This window comes from Argonema galeatum A003/A1 (assembly GCF_023333595.1).
GTDB classification, from domain to species: Bacteria; Cyanobacteriota; Cyanobacteriia; order Cyanobacteriales; family Aerosakkonemataceae; genus Argonema; species Argonema galeatum.
Genome location: NZ_JAIQZM010000014.1, coordinates 1 through 22,018 on the forward strand (window position 1 = coordinate 1; position 22,018 = coordinate 22,018).

A 22,018-nucleotide genomic window follows, 5' to 3' on the forward strand; every position below is an offset into this window, starting at 1 on the left:
GACTTCGTATCCCAAGAGTTGCGCGCGGCTGCCGACCCGGAATTTGAAACCTTTTACACCAAGAACATTTTGCTCAATGAGGGCATCCGCGCTTGGATGTCACCACAAGATCAGCCCCACGAAAAATTTGTATTCCCTGAGGAGGTTCTACCGCGTGGTAACGCTCTCTAATAGTTCTATGGTTGCAGGTAATCGCGACCAAGAATCTTCTGGATTTGCCTGGTGGGCTGGAAATGCCCGTCTGATCAACCTCTCCGGTAAACTGCTGGGCGCTCACGTTGCCCACGCCGGTCTGATCGTATTCTGGGCCGGAGCGATGACTTTGTTTGAAGTCGCTCACTTTACCCCAGATAAGCCCATATACGAACAGGGCGCAATCCTGATCCCTCACCTCGCCTCACTAGGCTGGGGTGTTGGCCCAGGCGGTGAAATCATCGACACTTACCCCTACTTCGTTGTCGGCGTTCTGCACCTGATTTCCTCTGCTGTTCTCGGTCTGGGCGGCATCTATCATGCCGTTCGAGGCCCAGATACCCTCGAAGAGTACTCCTCCTTCTTTGGGTACGACTGGAAAGACAAGAACAAAATGACCACCATTCTGGGCTTCCACCTGATTGTGTTGGGTATTGGTGCCCTGCTGCTGGTGGCCAAGTCCATCTTCTTCGGTGGACTGTACGACACTTGGGCTCCTGGTGGTGGTGATGTTCGCGTCATTACTAACCCGACACTGAACCCCGCTGTCATCTTCGGTTATCTCACCAGGTCTCCTTTCGGTGGAGAGGGCTGGATTGTCAGCGTCAACAACTTGGAAGATGTTGTCGGCGGTCACATTTGGATTGGCCTCATCTGTATTGCTGGGGGCATTTTTCACATCCTCACCAAGCCATTCGGTTGGGCTCGTCGCGCCTTCATCTGGTCTGGAGAAGCTTATCTCTCCTACAGTTTGGGCGCTCTGTCCCTGATGGGCTTTATTGCCTCTTGCTATGTCTGGTTTAACAACACCGTTTATCCCAGCGAATTCTACGGCCCCACCAACGCTGAATCTTCCCAAGCTCAAGCTTTCACCTTCCTGGTGCGCGACCAACGCTTGGGTGCTAACGTCGGTTCCGCACAAGGCCCCACAGGTCTGGGTAAATACCTGATGCGCTCTCCCACTGGCGAAATCATCTTCGGTGGCGAAACAATGCGCTTCTGGGATTTCCGTGGCCCCTGGCTCGAACCCCTGCGCGGTCCCAATGGCCTCGACCTCGACAAGATCAAGTATGACGTTCAACCTTGGCAAGTCCGTCGTGCTGCTGAGTACATGACGCACGCTCCCAACGGTTCGATCAACTCTGTGGGTGGCCTGATCACGGAAACTAATGGCTTTAACTACAATAGCCCCCGTGCTTGGTTATCAACCTCTCACTTGGTGCTAGGCTTCTTCTTCCTCGTTGGTCACCTCTGGCACGCGGGTCGCGCTCGTGCGGCTGCAGCAGGCTTTGAAAAAGGTATTGACCGCGAAACTGAGCCAGTGCTGTTCATGAACGATCTCGACTAAGCTGCCAGTTTAGTTTCTATTTCTCTCTTCTTTCATAGTGATAGGACTCCTGCTTAAAGGCAGGAGTTTTTTTGTATTTATGTCAACATTCAGTTTTCCGCGAAGGGCCACGTTTAATATATAGCTAGGGGCTAAGATTGCTCTCTTTCTAGGGGAAGAAGGGGCTCTTCCTCAAGGGTTTGGTGGAATTAAGAACGTCCTAACTGACTTTCATCGGTTGCTATATAAACTGTTCGCGGTCAAATACCGAAACTCTTTTTACCCCAATGCCCAATGCCCAATGCCCACTAATTGCTGAACGTTAATGTGCTATGCGAAATTCTGATTTTACAGGTGCTTTGGAATGGACGCCTGAAGCTAAGGCGAAGCTGAAAAATATTCCTTTTTTTGCGCGCGCTCAAGCTCGACAGCGAATTGAGCAATTGACCCGTGAGGCAGAACAAGAAGTCGTGACGGTTGAGATTGTTGAACAGGCAAGATCTGAGTTTGGTCAGTAATTGATAAGCTGCTACGCATCTAAAATGACCGTCAGTTTTTCTCTTGCTTCTTGTGGGATGGGCAGGAAAGCCCGTCTTTGTATTCGATTTAGATGCGTAATAGCTTATCAAATCCATTAACATCGGTAGTGTATAGCCTCTTTCGGGTTGATGGTGAAAAATGCCCACGATCAAACTTCTTACTTAGGTATGTTGTTGAGCTTGGGCGCTCTTTAAGATAGCGCCCAAGCTCAACAACATACCAAATATTATACTGAATCGGTGTTATAGGCACAAAAATTAAACTCTATGAGAAATTCCGTTCCCTGTCCTAACTGCGAGTAGCATTCCAGTCGGCCTTGATGTTTTTCAACAATAATTTGATGACTGATAGATAGCCCTAATCCCGTGCCTTTGCCTACAGGTTTAGTAGTAAAAAAAGGATCGAAAATACGTTGTTTAACTTTTTCTGAAATACCCGCACCATTGTCAGCAATACGAACGATCGCAGATTTTATATTAGATTTGTCAGAATTATTTTTAACTTCAGTACAGATGCGAATCTGCGGTGTAAAGTTAGGCTCTCTTTGCAGCCTTTCTTCTAAAGCATCAATGGCATTGCTTAGGAGATTCATAAAGACCTGATTTAGTTGACCGGGGTAACATTCAACTAGGGGCAATTTTCCATACTCTCTAATTACTTCGATCGCACAGCGCTTCGGCTGGGGTTTGAGGCGATGTTGCAAAATCATCAGGGTACTCTCAATGTCTTGGTTGAGGTTTGCTGCTTTTCTGTCAGCTTCGTCAAGATGGGAAAAGTTCCGCAGGGAAAGCACAATTTTTTTGATCCGCTCAGCACCCGTTTTCATTGATTGGAGTAATTTGATGAAGTCTTCTTTGATAAAGTTGAATTCACCCGCTTCAATCTGCTCCTTAATTGCTGCTGGTGGTTGGGGGCAGTGTTGCTGGTAGAGATCGATCGCACTCAACAGGTAATGGGAATATTCGATCGCTGGAGTAACGTTGCTGTAGATAAAGCTGACGGGATTGTTAATTTCGTGAGCGACTCCGGCCACCATTTGCCCTAATGATGCCATTTTTTCGCTTTGAACGATCTGCGCTTGGGTACTTTTGAGTTGACGCAGGGTGACTTCAAGCTGTTGTGCTTTTTCCCGTTCTCTAGCTTCAGATAGGCGCAAAGCTGCTTCTGCTTGTTTGCGATCGCTTAGTTCGGTTTGCGCCTGTTCAAAGAGGGTGCATTGCTGAAGTGCGATCGCCAACTGCACGTTCAACTCTTTGAGACACTCGATCTCAAATTCCTGCCACTCTCGACTACTGCTACAATGATGGGCAATGAGTAAACCCCAGAGGTTACATTGGTTTTTAGTTGTCCCCCCACATTTGGGATTTTGGGTGGCCTCTTCTGCTTGTAAAATTGGAATAACTAAGTTGGCTTTAACCTGCAACTGACTGAGTAGCTTAATGTGGCAAGGATTTAAACTGCTATTCTCCACATCCGAGATGGCTCCAATGCGACCCTCTTTGTAAAGGGGAACATATTTTTCCAGAAAACAGTTGTCTTGAATATCCATTTCCAGCGTAGGCATCCAATCTTTACCCACTGACTCAACTACCACAAATCCACTCCAGTCGGGGTTAAAGCGGTAAACTATTGTCCGGTCTGTTTGCAAAAATTGCCGCACTTCATCAACAGATGTTTGCAGAACTGACTCTAAATTCAGGGAAGAGCGAATGCTCGAGAGCATCGTCCCCACCAACCGCTCTCGCTTTAATTGCTTGTGCAAAGCTTCTTGAGCTAGAATGCGATCGCGCGATTCCATCGCTAAAGCTGCGATCTGTGCCAAATAGCTAGCGAAATTTTGTTCGTCGAGCGTCCAATTTCTCTGTGTTCCCTGATGTGACAAAGAAATTACGCCCTCAACTCGTCCTTGATGGGTAATGGGAACGTCTAAGATTGAGGATATACCCAAAGGAATCAAGTAAGATTCGCTAAACTCTTGAGTGCGCGGATCGGTATTGGCATCAACTGCTGCGATCGCCTGTTCTGCATTCAAAGCTTTGAAATAGTTAGGATAGTCATCAACCTTCAGTTTTAAACCATCGCTGTGTTGGTTCGCCGTCAGTTTGTAGAGATTCCCACAGCACATTGCTGATTTATCTTCGTTGTAAAACCAAACGCTTCCCCACTCGACATTCAGGGTACGGGTTGCTATTTCCGTAATCTCTCTCAACGCATCGCCGATATTTACCTGGTAGATCCGGTCACTTTTTGCTAGTTCTAGCTTGCTAGCTTGTTGTTGGCTCAAACGTATTTCTCGTTCCTGCAAAGCCGATTCAGCCGCCATTCTTTCCCTAATTTGTGCTTCTAAACAAGCGTTGCTTTCTGTCAACTCTGCTGTGCGCTCTTGCACTTTAGATTCCAAGTCTTCATAGGCGTGCCACAGCGCTAATTCTACATTTTCGCGATCGCTGATTTCCCGCTGTAACTTACGATTAATTACCTCTAATTCTTGGGGAGTTTTTAAAGATAGAAACTGTGGCAGTAGCGTTATCATCTGTCCAGCCGTGTAGCAAGAAATGAGGGCAGTAGTTGCTTTCTCAATCCCCGACAGCCAATAGGCGGAATGCCACAGCGTCCAAATTTCTAGCAAGTGGCCTGTACCGCAGAAAATAATAAATGCACCAAATAAAGCAAATATTCCCATAAAGGGAACGTCACGCCGCTTATAAATGAAATAGATGAGCATTACCGGAATTGAAAAGTAAGCTAGAGCAATCAGCAAGTCACTAACTACGTGCAGCCAGACTAGAGGCGTTTGCCACAGGTAGCAGTGACCGTGAGGCATATACTGACTCGGTGAGAATACATTTTTTACAATTTGCCACATATTATTATTTTTCTAAACTTCCGCCTTTACAGCAAGAAGGTCTGAGTTTTGGTGATTGAAGTAGTTACTCCCTTGAAGCAAGACCATATTACTCGTTTTATAACACCCAATTTGGCATCTATACAATTTGTCAATCTTGATTATTCGAGCGAGTTATTGTATTATTATTGTACTCCAATGATATATTTAAAGTTTAAGTTAAATTTTGGACATCGCGCATTTAAACAAAATAGTCTTCAATTATATTTGATTGTGGATGTTTTAAATGTTAACTTATATTTAATTGGGAAAAGTGGGTAACTTTAAGTTATAAACGTCAAAAAAGTGGGCTCTCCAAGCCTTTTTTACCCAAACACAAAAGAGACGAGTGGGAAAAGTGGGAAAAGTGGGATTGTAATTACAGCAGCTTGCAGTTGCATGAAGTACACGCCAGAAACCCGGTAACTTCTGCTCTCACCGGGTTTCTCTGTACTTCACTCATCTGAATAGGGCTATACTCCCTTCGATTGTGGAAGAAATCTATGGTGGGAGTAGCTCTAATGGATTTAAATGTATTATTTTATACCTCTAGGTTTTTATTTTAGAATATCGTTAACTCTTGGTGGCCTAAAAATTTACTTTTCTTATTAAAAATAACCTATATATCTGTGCTAGGTAAGGAAAGAGTTAAAAGTTAATAAATTTTTTTTATATTACTAAAATATAAGGTAAAATAAAGCCTTACTTTCAATCTCCCTAGTCAATATAGAGATGTAAGTAAACAACACCGACCAAAAAAATAGTTATGCAACTTTTACCCTGCCCTCCTTTTCCTTTTCGGGTGCGTTGCGGGGGTTCCCCTCGTTGTAGCACCTCGCGTCTCACCGCCAAACTAAGTACAGTTTTGGCGCGAGTCTCCAAGGAGGAAGAAAGATGAATGTTGATGAAGCTTTAATAGTTGTGGAACAAGAATTTCTCTCTAGGGAACTCAGTCCTATTGAGCGATTAGTTTTCCGTGCGTCGTGGATAGGGCAAACCTATACCGACATAGCGCTGGATTCAGCTTACGGCCTCGACTACATAAAGGAAATTGGCTCTAAGTTGTGGAACGACCTCTCAGATGCTTTAGGGCAAAGGGTGACCAAAAAAAATCTGCATCTAGTCTTAAAGCAATACGGGCAAAACTCGACAGCCAAATCCAACAGCAGGATGGGACAGGTGTCTCCAAGGGAGCAAATAGCCAGACAGGATTCCCTAAGTAGCTTTCCACAGGCCGAAATCGAATTTCCCGGTCGTCCAGTACCGTTAGATTCCTCACTTTATATCAATCGTCCACCGATTGAAGAACTAGCGTGCTATGAAATTCACAAACCAGGATGCGTACTCCGGATCAAAGCGCCCAGGAAGATGGGGAAAAGTTCACTGCTAAATAGGATTATGGCTCATGCTACTACAGAAGGATATAAAACTGTTGTCTTAGATTTTCAAGAAGCTGACACAGCCGTTTTTACATCTATTAATAAATTCTTACGCTGGTTCTGTGCCAATGTCAGCAGGCAGTTGCAACTCACCCCCAAGTTGAATGATTACTGGGATGAGGACTTGGGCAGTAAAATGAGCTGCAAAATTTATTTTGAGGGCTATTTATTAAAATCTATTAATAGTGCCTTGGTTTTGGCTTTAAATGAAGTTAATCGGATTTTTGAGTATCCCGAAATTGCCCAAGACTTTCTGCCGATGCTGCGAGCTTGGCACGAACAGGCAGTACAGGTTGAGACTTGGCGAAAACTGCGGTTGGTGGTGGTTCACAGCACTGAAGTTTACCTTCCGCTCAAGCTTACTCAATCGCCCTTCAATATTGGGTTACCGCTGAAAGTGCCAGAATTTAGTTTGGAGCAGGTGCAGCAGCTGGCAATGCGTTACGAACTTACTTGGGCAGAGGGTGAAGCGGGGATGCGACGCCTTGTTCCTTTGGTGGAAATGGTAGGGGGACACCCCTATTTGCTAAGCATGGCATTCTATCAGTTGTCTGGCAAAGAGATGACATTAGAAGAGTTATTGCAAAAAGCTCAAGAACCAACTGGGATTTACAGCGCTCATTTGCGGAGTCTCTCAGTTATGCTTCAAGAAGAGCCAGAGTTGGCCGCAGCATTTAAGCGAGTGATTAGCAGTGAGGGATCGGTTTTTGTAGGAGAAGTCGCAATATATAAGTTAGAGAGTATGGGGCTAATACATCTTGATGGCGATCGAGCAAAGCCAAGTTGCCAATTATACCGTGTGTATTTTCGGAATAATTTAAAAAACCCAAATTTGATTGATTTTCGCTTGGAAGAGTTAGAGCAAGAGAATGTCCAGTTACAGCGCTTGTCAAATTTAGATGAGTTGACTCAACTTGCCAATAGACGCTACTTTAACCAGTATCTGAAAACATTGTGGCAGCAGGTTGAGGAGATTCCACCGCTATCGCTTATTTTGTGCGATGTTGACTATTTCAAGTTTTACAATGACGCTTACGGACATCTAGCTGGAGATGAGTGCCTACAGCAAATTGCCAATGCTATCCGTGTCTGCGTGACGCATCCGGCGAATGTTGTGGCGCGTTATGGCGGTGAAGAGTTTGCGGTAATTTTGCCCCAAACAGATGCCCATACTGCTGTTAACGTAGCAGAAGAAATTCGAGCGATCGTTAAAGCTTTAGAGATCGCCCATGACAATCCTGACGTTGACGGTCTTCCCGATCGCTTTGTCACAGTCAGTTTGGGGGTGGCGAGTATAAAGCCCGGTTCTAAAAGTTCTCCTGAAATGCTCATTGCTGCTGCTGATGAGGCACTTTATCAATCGAAAAGACAAGGGCGCGATCGCGTTACCCTTCATACAGAAAATACTTGAACTGGGAAGTGGGAAATTGCCAAGTTTAGATTTTATTAATTTTAAATTTAGAATCTTAAATTTAAAATTGAATTCTTCTTTTTCCGTTCCTTATTTGGGTTTTTTCGTGTCAAATATGCTGCTTTGGACACGGCCTAATTAAAAATTTTATATAACCGACATATTTATGATGCCGTGTCCCTACAAAAATGTTCATATTTAACATTAGCATAATAATTCCAAAACATCCAGAACTATGAATACTTACCAATACCAAATCGGTGGTAGTTTGACAACAGATGCCCCTACTTATGTTGAACGTCAAGCTGATACTGAATTATATGAAGCTTTAAAAAAGGGAGAATTTTGCTACGTACTCAACTCCCGACAAATGGGGAAATCTTCACTTTTAGTGAGAACGCGACATCGCCTGCAAGAAGAAGGATTCCTCTGTACCACCGTCGATATGACAGCGATAGGCAGTGAAAATATCACCCCTCTTCAGTGGTACAAAACAGTAGTGACTGATTTATGGTTGGGTTTCAATCTGTTAGGAAAGTTTAACTTAAAAGCTTGGTGGCGCGATGAAGAAGATTTGTCTTTAGTCCAGAGATTAAGTCGATTTATTGTCGAACTACTGCTTGTGCAATTTCCTCAAGAGAGAATCTTTATATTTATAGATGAAATCGATAGCATTCTCGGTATAAAATTTAGGTTAGATAATTTTTTTGCTTTGATTCGCTATTGTTATAACCAAAGAGCGAGCGACCCGGAATATCACCGCCTAACGTTTGCAATTTTCGGAGTAGCTACACCTTCAGATTTAATAGCGGATAAAAATAGAACGCCATTTAATATTGGCAGAGCGATCGAACTTGAGGGCTTCAAACAGCAGTCATCTCAGCCATTAGCGGCAGGATTAGAAGGAAAAATAGAAAAAACTCAGTCAATTTTAAAAGAAATCTTAGCCTGGACGAATGGGCAGCCATTTCTGACCCAAAAGCTGTGTAAATTAGTGCATAATTCGATTCAAGGAGCCGTCAGTGAAAATCTGTCGATTCCGGCAGGGACAGAAGCATTTTGGGTAGAGAGTATAGTGCGATCGCAGATCGTCCACAATTGGGAATATTTAGATGCTCTCGTCGCCGCCATCAAAGCCAAGCGCAAACTACAACAACTGAGTGCAACTGACCCAGAACTAGAAAATCGAGTGCAATTATTACTAGAACAGGCAGTTTATGGAGCCGATGAGTTTAACCGCTTATCAGGACATCAGGCGATGGTGTTTAAATTAGCAATCAGTCCCGACGCTCAGACAATCGCCTCATCAAGTCGGGATAACACGGTCAAACTCTGGAAGCGAGATGGCACATTGCTCTCGACTCTTAAAGAGGGCAGTGGAGCGTTTTGGGATGTGGCTTTCAGTCCTGACGGTAAAGTTATTGCAGCAGCGGGCGAAAAAATAGTTCCACTCTGGCAGCGTGACGGCAAGTTCCTGGGAATTCTCAACGGACACAACGGAACAGTTTGGGGAGTTGCTTTCAGTCCTGACGGTAAAGTTATTGCCACCGCCAGTAGTGATGGCACGGTGAAACTCTGGCAGTCAGACGGTCAGTTATTGCAAACCCTAGAGCTAGATGGCAGCGTGTTTTGGGATTTGGCTTTCAGTCCTGATGGTCAAACAATAGCTGCTGTCAGTAGCAGTGGCACTTTAGCTATCTGGAAGCGCGATGGAACTTTGTTGCAAGCGATCGCTGCCCATAATGCTATGGTTTTCGGGGTCAGTTTCAGTCCAGATGGCAAGGTTATTGCCTCAGCTAGTGCGGATGGCACCGTCAAACTCTGGAAATTTGATGGCTCTTCGATGGGACAAAGCACAGAAGGTAGGCACAAGACACTGCCCCTACTTTCGCTCAAAGGTCACACACTGGGAGTCATGGGAGTTTCCTTTAGCCCGGATGGTGCGATCGTCGCTACGGCAAGTCTGGATAACACGGTGAAACTCTGGAATTCTGACGGCATCTTGCTGACTACGCTTACGGGGCATACAGGTTTGGTAAGGAGAGTTTCCTTTAGTCCTGATGGCACTCAACTTGCCTCCGCCAGCGCTGACCAAACCGCGATTTTGTGGAATGTGAAGCGAATTCTCAATACAGACCCGTTGGCGTTTGGTTGCAACTGGGTGCGAGATTATCTGCGAACAAATGCCGACGTGAAGGAGGAAGACAGACATTTGTGTGACCATATTAGTAATTGACCTTTATAATCATATTAAATTGAGGTTAATCCCTATGAGATTTATCAGCCCTAAAACCGATTTTGCCTTCAAAAAAATCTTCGGCTCAGCCGAAAGTAAACCAATTTTAATCAGCTTTCTGAATGCCTTAATTTATCAAGGCAATCCCGTAATTACAGATTTGCAAATTATCGACCCTTATCAATCCGGTCAAAGGCCGGAATTGAAAGATAGTTACCTGGATGTTAAAGCTCAACTCAACGACGGTAAATACGTGATTATTGAAATGCAAGTATTGAACGTCTCCGGATTTGAAAAACGTATTTTATATAATACTGCCAAAGCTTACATAAATCAACTTGCTTCTGGTCGAAAATATGGCGAACTCAATCCCGTCATTAGTCTGACAATTACGGATTTTAAGATATTCGATCGCCCTAGACTTATTTCGACTTTTGTCTTTAAAGAAGCAGAAGACTTGGTTGATTATTGGCGAGAAATGACTTTAATTTTTGTGGAATTACCTAAATTCCAAAAGTCGCTAGAACAGTTAGAAAGCCTTACAGATAAATGGATTTACTTTATTAAACAAGCACCGAGTTTACAAGTTGTCCCTGACTCTCTGGGAACTATACCAGAAATTAACATGGCTTTGACAATTGCTAATCAGGCTAACTTGACTACGGAAGAATTAGATCGGTTAGAAAGCCAAATGTTTTTTATCGAAGACCAACAAAAATTGATGGAAGAGCGGCAAAGAGTCGAAGCCGAAAGCCAAAGAGTCGAAGCCGAAAGCCAAAGAGTCGAAGCCGAAAGCCAAAGAATCGAAGCCGAAAGCCAAAGAATCGAAGCCGAAAGCCAAAGAATCGAAGCCGAAAGCCAAAGAGTCGAAGCCGAAAGCCAAAGAGTCGAAGCCGAAAGCCAAAGAGTCGAAGCCGAAAGCCAAGAATTACAATCGGAACAACAAAGAATACAGGCACAACAACGGCAGTTTATCTTACGACAATCTACGCGGCGATTTGGGGACTTAGAACAGGCAATTTCTAACCAAATTGAACAATTATCAATGGAAGAGTTAATTAATCTAGGAGATGCGTTACTAGATTTTAATGAGGTTTCTGATTTAAGTAATTGGTTGGAAAACTTGAGATAAGTAGGAGGTTATAAACGTGAGTCTCCTGTATCGCAGCTTCTCGCTTCCAGGTTAAACCTGGGAGCGATATAGTAGGCAGAGCCTCCTATATCGCAGCTTAACTTAGTGCCATTCGTTTTAAACATAATATGGATTAAGCTATTACGCATCTAAATCGAATACAAGGACGGGCAGGATGCCCACCCCACAAGAAGCTTAGAAAAACTGACTGTGAAATTAGATGCGTAATCAGAAACAGTGTGAGCATATATTTGCAAAAGTGAGATGCACCCAATCCTATGTTTCAAACCTTACCAAAAACAACAAGTTTTGAAGATTTTCTGGAATGGAAACCAGACGGCGGCTTCTATGAACTACACGATGGAGTAATTGTTGAAATGCAGCCAATAGGAGAGCATGAGGAGATTAATGGTTTTTCATCAAAAAAACTAAATGTGCAATTTGACCGATTAAACCTCCCTTACTTCATCCCCAAGCAAGCATTAATTAAAGTTCCGATCGAGACTCTGCTTATTCGCCTGATGTGCTAGTTATCAATCAGAAAAATCTGTCATCAGAACCGATGTGGAAAAAGTCATCAACAGTCTCGCTACCGATACTCCTAATACAGAACCTTAAAACCAGTCAACCAATAAGTTATCATTTCTCCCTTGCCTTTAACTGCGATCGCACCCCGCTTTTCAAATACGTATTGTGAGTTCAATCGCTCGTAGGTTGCAGCCGTCACCTGAATTCTACCTGCTTCTCCTTGGGATTCCATGCGGCTGGCAACATTCACTGTATCGCCCCAAAGGTCATAAATAAACTTCTTAGTCCCAATAACTCCCGCTACGGCTGGCCCCGTATTGATGCCAATTCGCAGTGAAAACGGCTTTCCATCATCTTGATAGAAATTATTAATTTCCTGCTGCATTTCTAACGCCATATTTGCAATAGCTTCGGCATGATCCGGTTTGGGTAAAGGTACGCCTCCCACTACCATGTAAGCATCGCCAATTGTTTTAATTTTTTCTAAATTGTGTTTATCTGCCAGTCGATCGAAAGTAGAAAATATCAGATTGAGTAACTGTACCATTTTTTGGGCTGGGATGCGAGAAGAAAGCTCGGTGAAGTTGACAATATCAGCAAAGAGTACGGTCACTTCTTCAAAACTGTCAGCGATGATTTCATTTCTGTTTTTGAGGTGTTCGGCTATCGTATGCGGTAAGACGTTCAGCAATAGTCGATCGGATTGTTCTTTCGCGACGCGAGTGCGTTCGTAGAGTTCTGCTTGGTCGATCGCAATAGCGATTTGATCGGCAACTGCCAATAGCAATTCAACTCGATCGCCATCCCAATCATAACGGGAAATGCTAGGAAAAGGCAGCCAGCGTTCGCAGACCAAAATTCCTGTCTTACCCACGCGAGTGCGAATCGGAATCAGCATCATAAATGCAAAACCAAACACCCCCATTAAGTCGCGCATTTCCGAGTTTGGGTTGATGCAAAAAACAGAACTTTCTTCAAGCGCGTTCAACTGCAATATTATCTTTCCTAAAGCTTCCATTTCCTCAGCATCAGTATAGGCAGTTCTCCTTGTCGTTGCCGATTTACTCGCTTGGCAAACCAACTCAAAAGTAGGATTTTTATCGCTCTTTTTGTACCAAATAAATCGGCATCTGTCAATTTCTAATAGAGTGCAGATTTCAGATACGGCGGCATCAAGAATTGCTGGCAATTCCAACGAATTGCGAATCTGTTTCGCTAAGCGGTTCAGCAACGCTTCTCTTTTAGCTAGATCGCGAAATCGAGCTTCACTTTCTTTGAGCGCTTCCTCTACTCGCTTGCGATCGATTGAATGGCGGATCGATCGCTCTAACAACTGCGGATTAAGCTGACTTTTAACCAAATAATCTGAGGCTCCTGCTTGAATTGCTTGGCTATCTACCTCGCGATCGCCCAATCCCGTTAGCATGATAATTGGCGTTTGGCAACTCTTTTCTAGGGCGGCTTGCAATATTTCTAGCCCCGTATGCCTCCCCAGGTAAAAGTCAACTAAAATTACATCGTGCCGATCGCTTTCGATCGCTTCCAAGGCTTCCTCATAAGTTGAAACCCACTCTAGCTCGTACTGAGTGCTGCCAATTTCAGTTAGCAATTCTCGTGCGATCAAGTAGTCGTCTTCATCGTCTTCTACTAGAAGTACTTTGACGATCGAACCGCTGTTCATAGAACGGTATAAGTTGATGACTTTGGGGGCTATATTCACCCTATTCGGGCGGCTTTCGCTGCCCAAAAATAATGCGCTTTGCATGGCAATCTGCCTCAAATATCTGCCTTATAAAAAGGCAGCTTTACAGTGTCAAACCAGTAGATCCCTATTTTCTGTACTAGCTCCAGCAGTCCTTCATAAGAAACGGGCTTGCTGACAAATGAATTGACCCCCAGATCGTAAGTGCGGTAAATGTCTTCTTCTGCCTTAGATGTCGTCAGCACGACAATCGGAATTTGCCGCAGACTGGGAGTCGATTTAATTTCTTTCAATGCCTCCCGCCCATCTTTTCTGGGCATATTCAAGTCGAGTAAAATCAGTTCTGGGCGCGGAGAACTGCTAGGATTAATATATTTTCCTTTGTGAAGCAGATAGTCCATCAGTTCTTCTCCATCTTCCACAAAGTAGAGGTTTCCAGCCAATTTTGTTTCCGTTAAAGCGTCTTCTAAAAGTAAGCGATCGTCCGGATCGTCATCTGCTACCAAAATCGTGCATTTTTTCTTTTCTGTCGTCATTCTAGAGAAGCTCCTTCTGGTTGACTGATGAGTAGCGTCACGATAAATGTCGAACCCTTGCCGAGAGTACTGGTTGCAATAATTGTACCGTTATGGCGCTCGACTATTTTACGGCAAATTGCCAAGCCAATCCCAGTGCCTTCGTACTCGCTTCGGGTGTGTAGACGTTGAAAAACAGTGAAGATTCGATCGAGATATTTTTCTTCAAATCCGATGCCGTTATCTGCTACTCTAATTTCGCAGTATCCATCGCTAATTATTTGAGCCGAAACTTCTATTTCTGGAGGTATGCCTTCGCGATGAAACTTCAAAGCATTGCCAATCAAATTTTGAAATAGCTGCCTCATTTGTGAGGAATCAGCATCTATAGTTGGTAACTCGCCAACTGTCATTCGTCCTTGGGTGCGCTCAATGCGAGTCTCCAAATCCGACAGAACTCCTTGCAAGATTTTTGACAGGTCTACGGGTAAAAATGGTTGTGCTTTACTCGTGATGCGAGAGAACGATAATAGGTCTTCGATCAAAACTTGCATTCTGCCGGCGGCGTTCTGCATCCGCTCTAAAAAATCTCGCCCTTGGTCGCCTAATTGAACGGCAAATTTAGCTTTCAAACGATCGCCAAAGGCTTGAATTTTTCGCAGCGGTTCCTGCAAGTCGTGGGACGCGACGAAGGCAAAATCCTGAAGTTCTCGGTTGCTCTGTTCTAGTTTGGTGGTGTAAGCTTGCAGCTTTAATTGGGCTCGCTTGCGATCGGCAATTTCGGTTACGAGTTCGCTGTTGGCGATCGCTAATTCTTGCGTGCGCTCTTTCACCCGCTCCTCCAGCGTTACATTCAAAGTACGAACGTATTCTTCTGCCTTTTTGCGTTCGACAATTTCTGCTTCTAATTGAGCGGGACTGGGTAGAGCGAGTGCTTTTGGCACTAGCGGTACTAACGCCGCCGCCGTCCCCACTGACACTAAAGCCGTAACCGCTTTGAGAAGCCCTGCTTGCCAGTAATCGGGATGCCAAAGCGTCCAAATTTCCATCAAGTGAGTCGAGCCGCACAGAACGATGAACGCTCCAAACAGTAGAAATATCCAATCAAACGGTAAATCTTTTCGCTTGTTAACAAAGTAGACCAGTGTGCCTGGAATAGAATAGTAGGATAAAGCAACTATCGAGTCTGAAATGATATGAAGCCAGAGCAGTTCTGGCTTCCACAGGTAACAGTATCCGTGAGGCATAAAGGCTCCGTGGGGCATAAAGTTTGCCGAGCCTAAAAAGTGATACGAAAAATTCATCGTTGCTCCTTTCAGGATAAAAAGTTTGTGGCCGCAGAACCCTTTTTTGTTGATTTACTCTGGAACAGTCTGGTTGTTTGATTTGGTTAAGGAGTCACGCACCCAACGATATTTTTTTAAGGGAAATAAGTCTGCAAAAATATGCCTGTATTCAGAAATCCTTTTTTTGGTTTTCTGCCTCAGTTTTGTGCATTGCTTAAATTCGACGGCAATGAGTTTTTTATGTTACCTTCATATCTATCTTAAGATATTGACATCAATCTTTGTTGTACTCTGTCTTCAATGGCGGAAGAGGTTAATTTTGGCGATCGAATAAACCGATCGCTTCCAAACTCATCTTAAAAAAGTAACTTCCCTAGATCGAGTTTTCGACGCGATCGCAAACAAATGTATTCAATTATACAAAAAACTTCCAAACAGCCACCTAGCTACTCTCTGATAAAATGGCTAAAACTCAATACTGACAAGTGGATCGGGTAAGTTTCAATTTGTCAAGAGCCTAAAGTAACCTTTTTTAGAACGATTGTCCCCGATCGATCCAAAAAAAGTTTAATCTGGGAAAATACGATCGCACCCTTGGTTAGTTATAGTGAGCATTGCAATAGGGAAATAACTTGCTTGCATGACCGTTGAAGAACTGATCGATTTACTCAAAGTGAGCTTGCCAGAGGGCTTAACACCGCTCCAAGAAACGGTGCTGCGTTTCACTTGGGAGGGAAAAACTTATGCCAGTATGGCAGCTGAAACCAATTACGTCAAAGAATATTTAAGTCGTACTGCCTCCGAGTTATGGTCTACTTTAAGCAACTTCTGGGAAGAAGAGATAGGTAAAAATAACTTGCGGCAAGTATTCGAGTTGCGCCAACTGACAAAAGCTCAACGACAGGCGATCGAGCAAATCCGTCGCGATCGCACAACTCCCGTGCTAGAGTTTCCTGGCGGCCCACTGGCAGTCAACTCTCCCTTTTACATCGAACGCCCTCCCATCGAGTCCCTCGCCTGCGAGGAAGTTACCAAACCGGGTAGCATCATCCGCATTAAAGCACCTTGGAAAATGGGAAAAACTTCCCTGATGCTGCGGATATTAGATCGTGCTGAATCCCAGAAATATCGCACCGTTACGATCGACTTTCAGCAAGCAGAAAAAACCGTATTTTCCACTACGGATAAATTTTTTCGCTGGTTTAGCAGTAATGTCGGTTTGAAGTTGCAGCTAGAACCAAAACTAGATGAATATTGGGATGAAGATATAGGCAGAAAAGTTAGCTGCACTATTTATTTTCAAGCATACCTGCTCCCGCAAGCCCAATGTCCTTTAGTTTTAGCGTTAAACGAAATAAACCGAGTCTTTGAATATCCCGAAATTGCCGAAGAGTTCTTTTCCCTGCTGCGTTCTTGGTACGAACAAGCTCGCAGCCTAAAAATTTGGCAAAACCTGCGTTTAATCCTCACTTATTCCACGGAAATTTATATCCCCCTCCAAATTAATCAATCCCCTTTTAATGTTGGATTGCCCCTAAAATCGCCCACCTTTACATCCGAGCAAGTACTCGCTTTAGCCCAGCGTCACGGACTCGACTGGACAACTAGCCAAACTAAGCAACTTATGGGCATGGTTGGCGGTCATCCCTACTTAACCAGATTAGCTTTATACTATATCTGTCAGGGAGAGTTAACTCTCAAACATATCTTACAAGAAGCACCTACCGAGTCGGGTATTTATTGCGATCACTTACGAAAAATAATGACAGTAGTGCAAGCAGATACAGCCCTAGAGAATGCTTTAAAAAAGGTAATTGCTACCGATCATCCCGTCAAATTAGTAGCAGCAATCGCTTATAAATTAGATAGCATGGGTTTGGTGAATATCAATGGAGATTTTGTGACACCTAGTTGCGAACTTTACCGTTTATATTTCAAAAATCAAATGCTACAAAATTAGTTTGGTAATTACTGGGAGTTTTCAACGCACACAAAGCGTTAGTTTACGGAATTGCTTGGAGTCCTGACGGTAAAGTTATCGCCACCGCCAGTAGTGACGGCACGGTCAAACTCTGGAACTCCCAGGGCATCTTGCTGAGGACGCTCACGGGGCATACGGGTGTGGTAAGGAAAGCTGCCTTTAGTCCCAACTTGCCCTTAGAAACCGGGTTTCTTGAAGAAACCCGGTTTCTGAGGTGTACTTCATCCAACTGCAAGCCGCTATAAATCACAGTTTTGCGTAATAATCAGAAACAGTGTGAGCATATATTTGCAAAAGTGAGATGCACCCAATCCTATGTTTCAAACCTTACCAAAAACAACAAGTTTTGAAGATTTTCTGGAATGGAAGCCAGACGGCGGCTTCTATGAACTACACGATGGAGTAATTGTTGAAATGCAGCCAATAGGAGAGCATGAAGAAATTAATGGGTTTTCAGCAAAAAAACTAAATGTCCAATTTGAACGATTAAACCTCCCTTACTTCATCCCCAAGCAAGCATTAATTAAGGTTCCCGATCGAGACTCTGCTTATTCGCCTGATGTGCTAGTTATCAATCAAAAAAATCTGTCATCAGAACCGATGTGGAAAAAGTCATCAACCGTTACTCAAGCAGCCTCCGTTCCCCTAGTTATTGAAGTTGTCAGCACGAATTGGCAAGATGATTATGCCCACAAGCTGGTTGACTATGAAACTTTTGGCATTCCTGAATACTGGATTATTGACTATTTAGGTTTGGGTGGTAGACGGTACATTGGCAATCCCAAACAGCCGACTATTTCCATCTATTACTTAGTAGAAGGTGAGTATCAAGTCAACCAGTACCGAGGTGCTGACTCGATCGTATGTCCGACATTTCCAGAATTAAATTTGACTGTCAAACAAATTTTTGAAGCTGGGCGATCGCCAGAAGAGGAACAGTTGTAATAATACCAAATCTGGGTTTGTTACCCCTTTAATTTTTGGCTAAACATTGTAGAGACGTTTCATGAAACGTCTCTACAGCCTAGAGACATAAACGGGGTAATCGTTGCGGATTTGGTATAAGTTGTAGTTTGGGTTGAGGAACGAAACCCAAACTACACAAGTCATCTCTTGACAGTAGAATTAAAACGATTAAAACTCTCTTACCTCCAAGTGAGTAATAATTAATAGATTATTGCCATAAAGCATGAACTATGAACACTTACCAATACCAAATCGGCGGGAGCCTGACAACAGATGCGCCTACTTATGTTGAACGTCAAGCTGATGACCAACTCTACGAAGCCTTAAAAAAGGGCGAATTTTGCTACGTCCTCAACTCCCGACAAATGGGGAAATCTTCACTTTTAGTGAGAACGCGATCGCGCCTTCAACAAGAAGGATTCCTCTGTACAACCGTCGATATGACAGCTATAGGCAGTGAAAATATCACGCCTCTTCAGTGGTACAAAGGAGTAGTAACTGATTTATGGTTGGGTTTAAACCTGTTAGGAAAATTTAACTTAAAAGCTTGGTGGCGTGAAGAAGAAGACTTGTCTTTACTCCAGAGATTGAGTCGATTTATTGTCGAACTACTGCTTGTGCAATTTCCCCAAGACAGGATCTTTATATTTATAGATGAAATTGACAGCATTCTCGGACTAGATTTTCCAGTCGATGATTTTTTTGCTTTGATTCGCTATTGCTATAACCAAAGAGCGATGGAACCTGCCTACAATCGCCTCACGTTTGCGATCTTCGGAGTAGCTACACCGTCGGATTTAATTGCGGATAAAAATAGAACGCCATTTAATATTGGCAGAGCGATCGAACTCCAGGGGTTTCAATTGGATGAAGCCACACCATTAGCAGTAGGATTAGAAGGAAAAGTCAGTAATTCAAGAGCAGTACTCAAAGAAATATTAACTTGGACTTCAGGACAGCCATTTTTGACTCAAAAACTCTGTCAATTGCTGGTAAGACTGCTAGAAAACATGGCGTTTGCGTCGGATGAGAATAGCAAAAATCTGAAAATTATTCCAGGGACAGAGGCATTTTGGGTAGAAAGTGTGGTTCGATCGCACATCATCGACAAGTGGGAAAGCCAAGACGAACCGGAACATTTAAGGACGATACGCGATCGCATCACTCGAAACGAACAACGCGCTGGCAGATTACTCGGCATTTATCAGCAAATCTTACAAGAATTTGAAGTGCCAACCGATGACAGCGGCGAGCAAATCGAACTGGTGCTTTCTGGTTTAGTCATCAAACAACAAGGATTGTTGAAAGTCAAAAATTCCATTTATCAAGAAGTTTTCAACCTCGAATGGGTAGAAAAACAATTAGGCAAACTGCGTCCCTATTCTCAAGCTTTTGATGCTTGGATCGCGTCAAAACAACAGGATTCTTCGCGACTGCTGCGCGGACAAGCATTGATTGATGCCCAAAATTGGGCGCAAGGGAAAAGTTTGAGTGATTTAGACTATCAGTTTTTAGCTGCTAGCACCGAACTCGACAGACGAGAAGTGCAACAAGGTTTAGAAGCAGAACGAACTAAAGAAGTGGAAGCGCGACTGGCAGAGGAACACAAAAGACTTGAGCAAGAGAAAAAAGCTACCAAACGACAAAGATTTTTGCTGTTTACCGTGAGTGGTGCATTGCTGCTTGCCAGCGTCTTAGGGGTGACAAGTTATTTTCAATACCGCCGAGCAGCTATTAGTGAACTTGAAGCAAGGATTAGTGAAATTCGAGCGCTGGCGTCTTCTTCTGATGGACTGTTTGCCTCAAATCGCCGCTTGGATGCACTGATAGAAGCGATTAAAGCTAAACGAAAACTACAAAAGTTAGGCAAGACAGACAAAAATATTGAACATCAAGTTATTAATATACTGCGGCAAGCCGTTTATGAAGTAGATGAATATAACCGTTTATCGGGGCATAAAGCGGCAGTTATGACCGTCGATATCAGTCCTGATAGTAAGCTAATTGCCTCTGGAAGTGTCGATAAAACTATCAAACTGTGGGGGAGGGATGGTACAGAAGTGGCAACCCTCAAAGGTCATCAGGCGATCGTTCGATCGGTCAAATTTAGCCCTGACGGTCAGTTGATTGCTTCTGGAAGTGATGATGGCACTGTGAAACTATGGCACAAGGACGGCACTTTGTTGAAAACTTTTCAGGGTCACAGTGCTGGCATCTGGGTAGTGGCATTTAGCCCCGACGGTCAAACCGTTGCATCTGCTAGTGTGGACGCAACTGTAAAACTTTGGAAAGTTGAGGGGGCAGGCACGGGGGCACTACGAACTCTCCAGGGTCATACTGCTGGGGTATCCTCAGTGGCGTTTAGTCCCGATGGTCAAACTATTGCCTCTGCAAGTGCAGACAAAACGGTTAAACTTTGGAAGCGCGATGGTACTTTGCTGAAAAGTCTTCAGGGTCATACTGCTGTGGTATCCTCAGTGGCGTTTAGTCCAGACGGTCAAACTATTGCCTCTGCAAGTGCAGACAAAACGGTGAAACTTTGGCATAAAAATGGCACTTTGCTACGAACACTTGAGGGTCATACTGCTGTAATATCAGCAGTTGTATTTAGTCCAGACGGTCAAACTATCGCCTCTGCAAGTCGAGATAAAACGGTAAAACTTTGGAATATTGACGGCACAGAATTGACGACATTTAGAGGTCACAGTGCGGGGATTTGGGGGATAGCTTGGAGTCCCGACGGCAGCTTTATTGCTTCGGCGGGTGCAGAAAACAGCGTCAGACTGTGGCAAAGTCAAAATCCATTGCGAACGATCGTCACTGCACATAAAGCCGGGATTTGGGCTTTAGATGTCAGTGCTGATAGTTCTACGATCGCAACTGGTAGCGAGGATGGCACGACTAAGCTTTGGAGTCGGCAAGGCAAATTGCTGGCGACTTTGAGTGAACAAGACGCGGCGATTTATGCAGTTGCCCTGAGTCACGACGATCGGTTAATTGCTTTTGCCAGAAACGATAATATTGTGAAGGTCTGGGATCGGAACGGCGCTTCGATCGCAACTTTCGTAGGTCATACCTCTAGACTGACTGGATTAGCTTTCAGTCCAGACGATCGCACGATCGCTTCCGCAAGTCAAGATAACACGATTAAGCTTTGGCGGCGCAACAGCACTTGTAGGTGGGGCAGGCATCTTGCCCGCCCAAAACCAATGGCAGGCAAGATGCCTGCCCCACAAGAGTTTTTGGAGATGTCTAATGGATGCGCCCCTAAGACCCTGATAGGACATCATGCTCCTATTTGGCAGGTGGTATTTAGCCCGGACGGTCAACTAATTGCCTCAGCAGGGGGAGATGGGACTGTGAAGTTGTGGAAGCTTGATGGTACGTTAGCGAGAACTCTCCAAGGTCATCAAGCTGCGGTGTGGAAAGTTGCCTTTAGTCCTGACGGTAAGATGGTCGCTTCTGGCAGTGGGGACAATACGGTTAAGCTTTGGACAATTGATGGTAAGTTGTTAAGAACTATTGAAGGTCATCATGCTGCGGTGTGGGGAGTGGCATTTAGCCCGGATGGTCAAATTATTGCTTCTGGCAGTGTGGACAATACGGTGAAGTTTTGGAAGCTTGACGGTACGGAATTAACGACTCTCAGAGGTCACAGTGCGGCGATTAGGGGAGTGGCGTATAGTTCTGATGGAACGTTTGTGGCTTCTGTCAGTGAGGATAACACGCTGATTCTGTGGAATGTGCAGCGAATTCTGAGTCTGGATTTATTGGGTTATGGTTGCGATCGCATCCAGGATTATTTGCGGACTAATGCGGATGTGGAAAAGAGCGATCGTCATTTGTGCGATCGAAACGGGAGTGGTAGCCGATTTTAGG

General features: G+C 44.2%; 13 protein-coding genes and 3 pseudogenes. 12 read left to right on the forward strand and 4 right to left on the reverse strand.

What is annotated here, in order from left to right; all coding sequences use genetic code 11:
• From LAY41_RS16015 to LAY41_RS16025, 3 genes and pseudogenes are all read left to right on the forward strand, one after another.
• Positions 1–171, forward strand: a pseudogene (locus LAY41_RS16015) (photosystem II D2 protein (photosystem q(a) protein)); the annotation flags it as partial.
• Positions 155–1,540, forward strand: coding sequence for a photosystem II reaction center protein CP43 (gene psbC, locus LAY41_RS16020; protein ID WP_249099755.1), 1,386 nt, complete (start codon positions 155–157; stop codon positions 1,538–1,540). The pseudogene LAY41_RS16015 and the gene psbC, both read left to right, overlap by 17 nt.
• 311 nt (positions 1,541–1,851) lie before the next feature.
• A complete protein-coding gene (locus LAY41_RS16025) occupies positions 1,852–2,037 on the forward strand; it encodes a PCP reductase family protein (RefSeq protein WP_249099758.1) in 186 nt (61 codons plus the stop codon).
• Between the two features lie 248 nt (positions 2,038–2,285).
• On the opposite strand, the gene LAY41_RS16030 is transcribed toward LAY41_RS16025, so the two are convergent.
• The gene (locus tag LAY41_RS16030; RefSeq protein ID WP_249099761.1) at positions 2,286–4,925 is read right to left on the reverse strand and encodes a GAF domain-containing protein; all 2,640 of its coding nucleotides are present in this window, start codon (positions 4,923–4,925) and stop codon (positions 2,286–2,288) included.
• Between the two features lie 912 nt (positions 4,926–5,837).
• Between LAY41_RS16030 and LAY41_RS16035 the strand changes: the two genes are divergently transcribed.
• The 5 genes and pseudogenes from LAY41_RS16035 (at position 5,838) to LAY41_RS16050 (ending at position 11,691) form a co-directional block, all read left to right on the forward strand.
• Entirely contained in the window at positions 5,838–7,793 is a 1,956-nt protein-coding gene (locus tag LAY41_RS16035) for an AAA-like domain-containing protein (RefSeq protein ID WP_249099764.1), read from the forward strand.
• 235 nt (positions 7,794–8,028) lie between these two features.
• A pseudogene (locus tag LAY41_RS16040) lies at positions 8,029–9,384 on the forward strand (AAA-like domain-containing protein); the annotation flags it as partial.
• Positions 9,385–9,396: 12 nt separating this feature from the next.
• Positions 9,397–10,029 (forward strand): annotated as a pseudogene (locus LAY41_RS32970) (WD40 repeat domain-containing protein); the annotation flags it as partial.
• Positions 10,030–10,063: 34 nt separating this feature from the next.
• Positions 10,064–11,161, forward strand: a complete 1,098-nt coding sequence (locus tag LAY41_RS16045; protein ID WP_249099770.1) for an Rpn family recombination-promoting nuclease/putative transposase — start codon at positions 10,064–10,066, stop codon at positions 11,159–11,161.
• Between the two features lie 278 nt (positions 11,162–11,439).
• Positions 11,440–11,691, forward strand: coding sequence for a Uma2 family endonuclease (locus tag LAY41_RS16050; RefSeq protein WP_249099772.1), 252 nt, complete (start codon positions 11,440–11,442; stop codon positions 11,689–11,691).
• Positions 11,692–11,762: 71 nt separating this feature from the next.
• On the opposite strand, the gene LAY41_RS16055 is transcribed toward LAY41_RS16050, so the two are convergent.
• The 3 genes from LAY41_RS16055 to LAY41_RS16065 are packed head-to-tail and all read right to left on the reverse strand — an operon-like array spanning position 11,763 to position 15,210.
• On the reverse strand, positions 11,763–13,454 hold the full coding sequence (locus LAY41_RS16055; RefSeq protein WP_249099777.1) for an adenylate/guanylate cyclase domain-containing protein: 1,692 nt from the start codon (positions 13,452–13,454) through the stop codon (positions 11,763–11,765).
• 11 nt (positions 13,455–13,465) lie between these two features.
• A complete protein-coding gene (locus tag LAY41_RS16060) occupies positions 13,466–13,927 on the reverse strand; it encodes a response regulator (protein ID WP_249099780.1) in 462 nt (153 codons plus the stop codon).
• Positions 13,924–15,210 carry a sensor histidine kinase gene (locus tag LAY41_RS16065; RefSeq protein ID WP_249099783.1) on the reverse strand — a complete coding sequence of 429 codons (1,287 nt, stop codon included), beginning with the start codon at positions 15,208–15,210 and terminating at the stop codon, positions 13,924–13,926. The genes LAY41_RS16060 and LAY41_RS16065 overlap by 4 nt, the downstream gene beginning before the upstream one ends.
• Positions 15,211–15,832: 622 nt before the next feature.
• Between LAY41_RS16065 and LAY41_RS16070 the strand changes: the two genes are divergently transcribed.
• The 4 genes from LAY41_RS16070 to LAY41_RS16085 all read left to right on the forward strand — a co-directional run bounded on the left by LAY41_RS16070 (position 15,833) and on the right by LAY41_RS16085 (position 22,017).
• The gene (locus tag LAY41_RS16070; RefSeq protein ID WP_249099786.1) at positions 15,833–17,152 is read left to right on the forward strand and encodes an AAA-like domain-containing protein; all 1,320 of its coding nucleotides are present in this window, start codon (positions 15,833–15,835) and stop codon (positions 17,150–17,152) included.
• Between the two features lie 50 nt (positions 17,153–17,202).
• On the forward strand, positions 17,203–17,418 hold the full coding sequence (locus tag LAY41_RS16075; protein ID WP_249100110.1) for a WD40 repeat domain-containing protein: 216 nt from the start codon (positions 17,203–17,205) through the stop codon (positions 17,416–17,418).
• Positions 17,419–17,488: 70 nt separating this feature from the next.
• Complete coding sequence (locus LAY41_RS16080) at positions 17,489–18,118, forward strand: Uma2 family endonuclease (RefSeq protein ID WP_249099788.1); 630 nt, start codon at positions 17,489–17,491, stop codon at positions 18,116–18,118.
• A gap of 251 nt (positions 18,119–18,369) precedes the next feature.
• Positions 18,370–22,017 carry a WD40 domain-containing protein gene (locus tag LAY41_RS16085; protein WP_249099791.1) on the forward strand — a complete coding sequence of 1,216 codons (3,648 nt, stop codon included), beginning with the start codon at positions 18,370–18,372 and terminating at the stop codon, positions 22,015–22,017.
• Position 22,018: the final 1 nt, after the last annotated feature.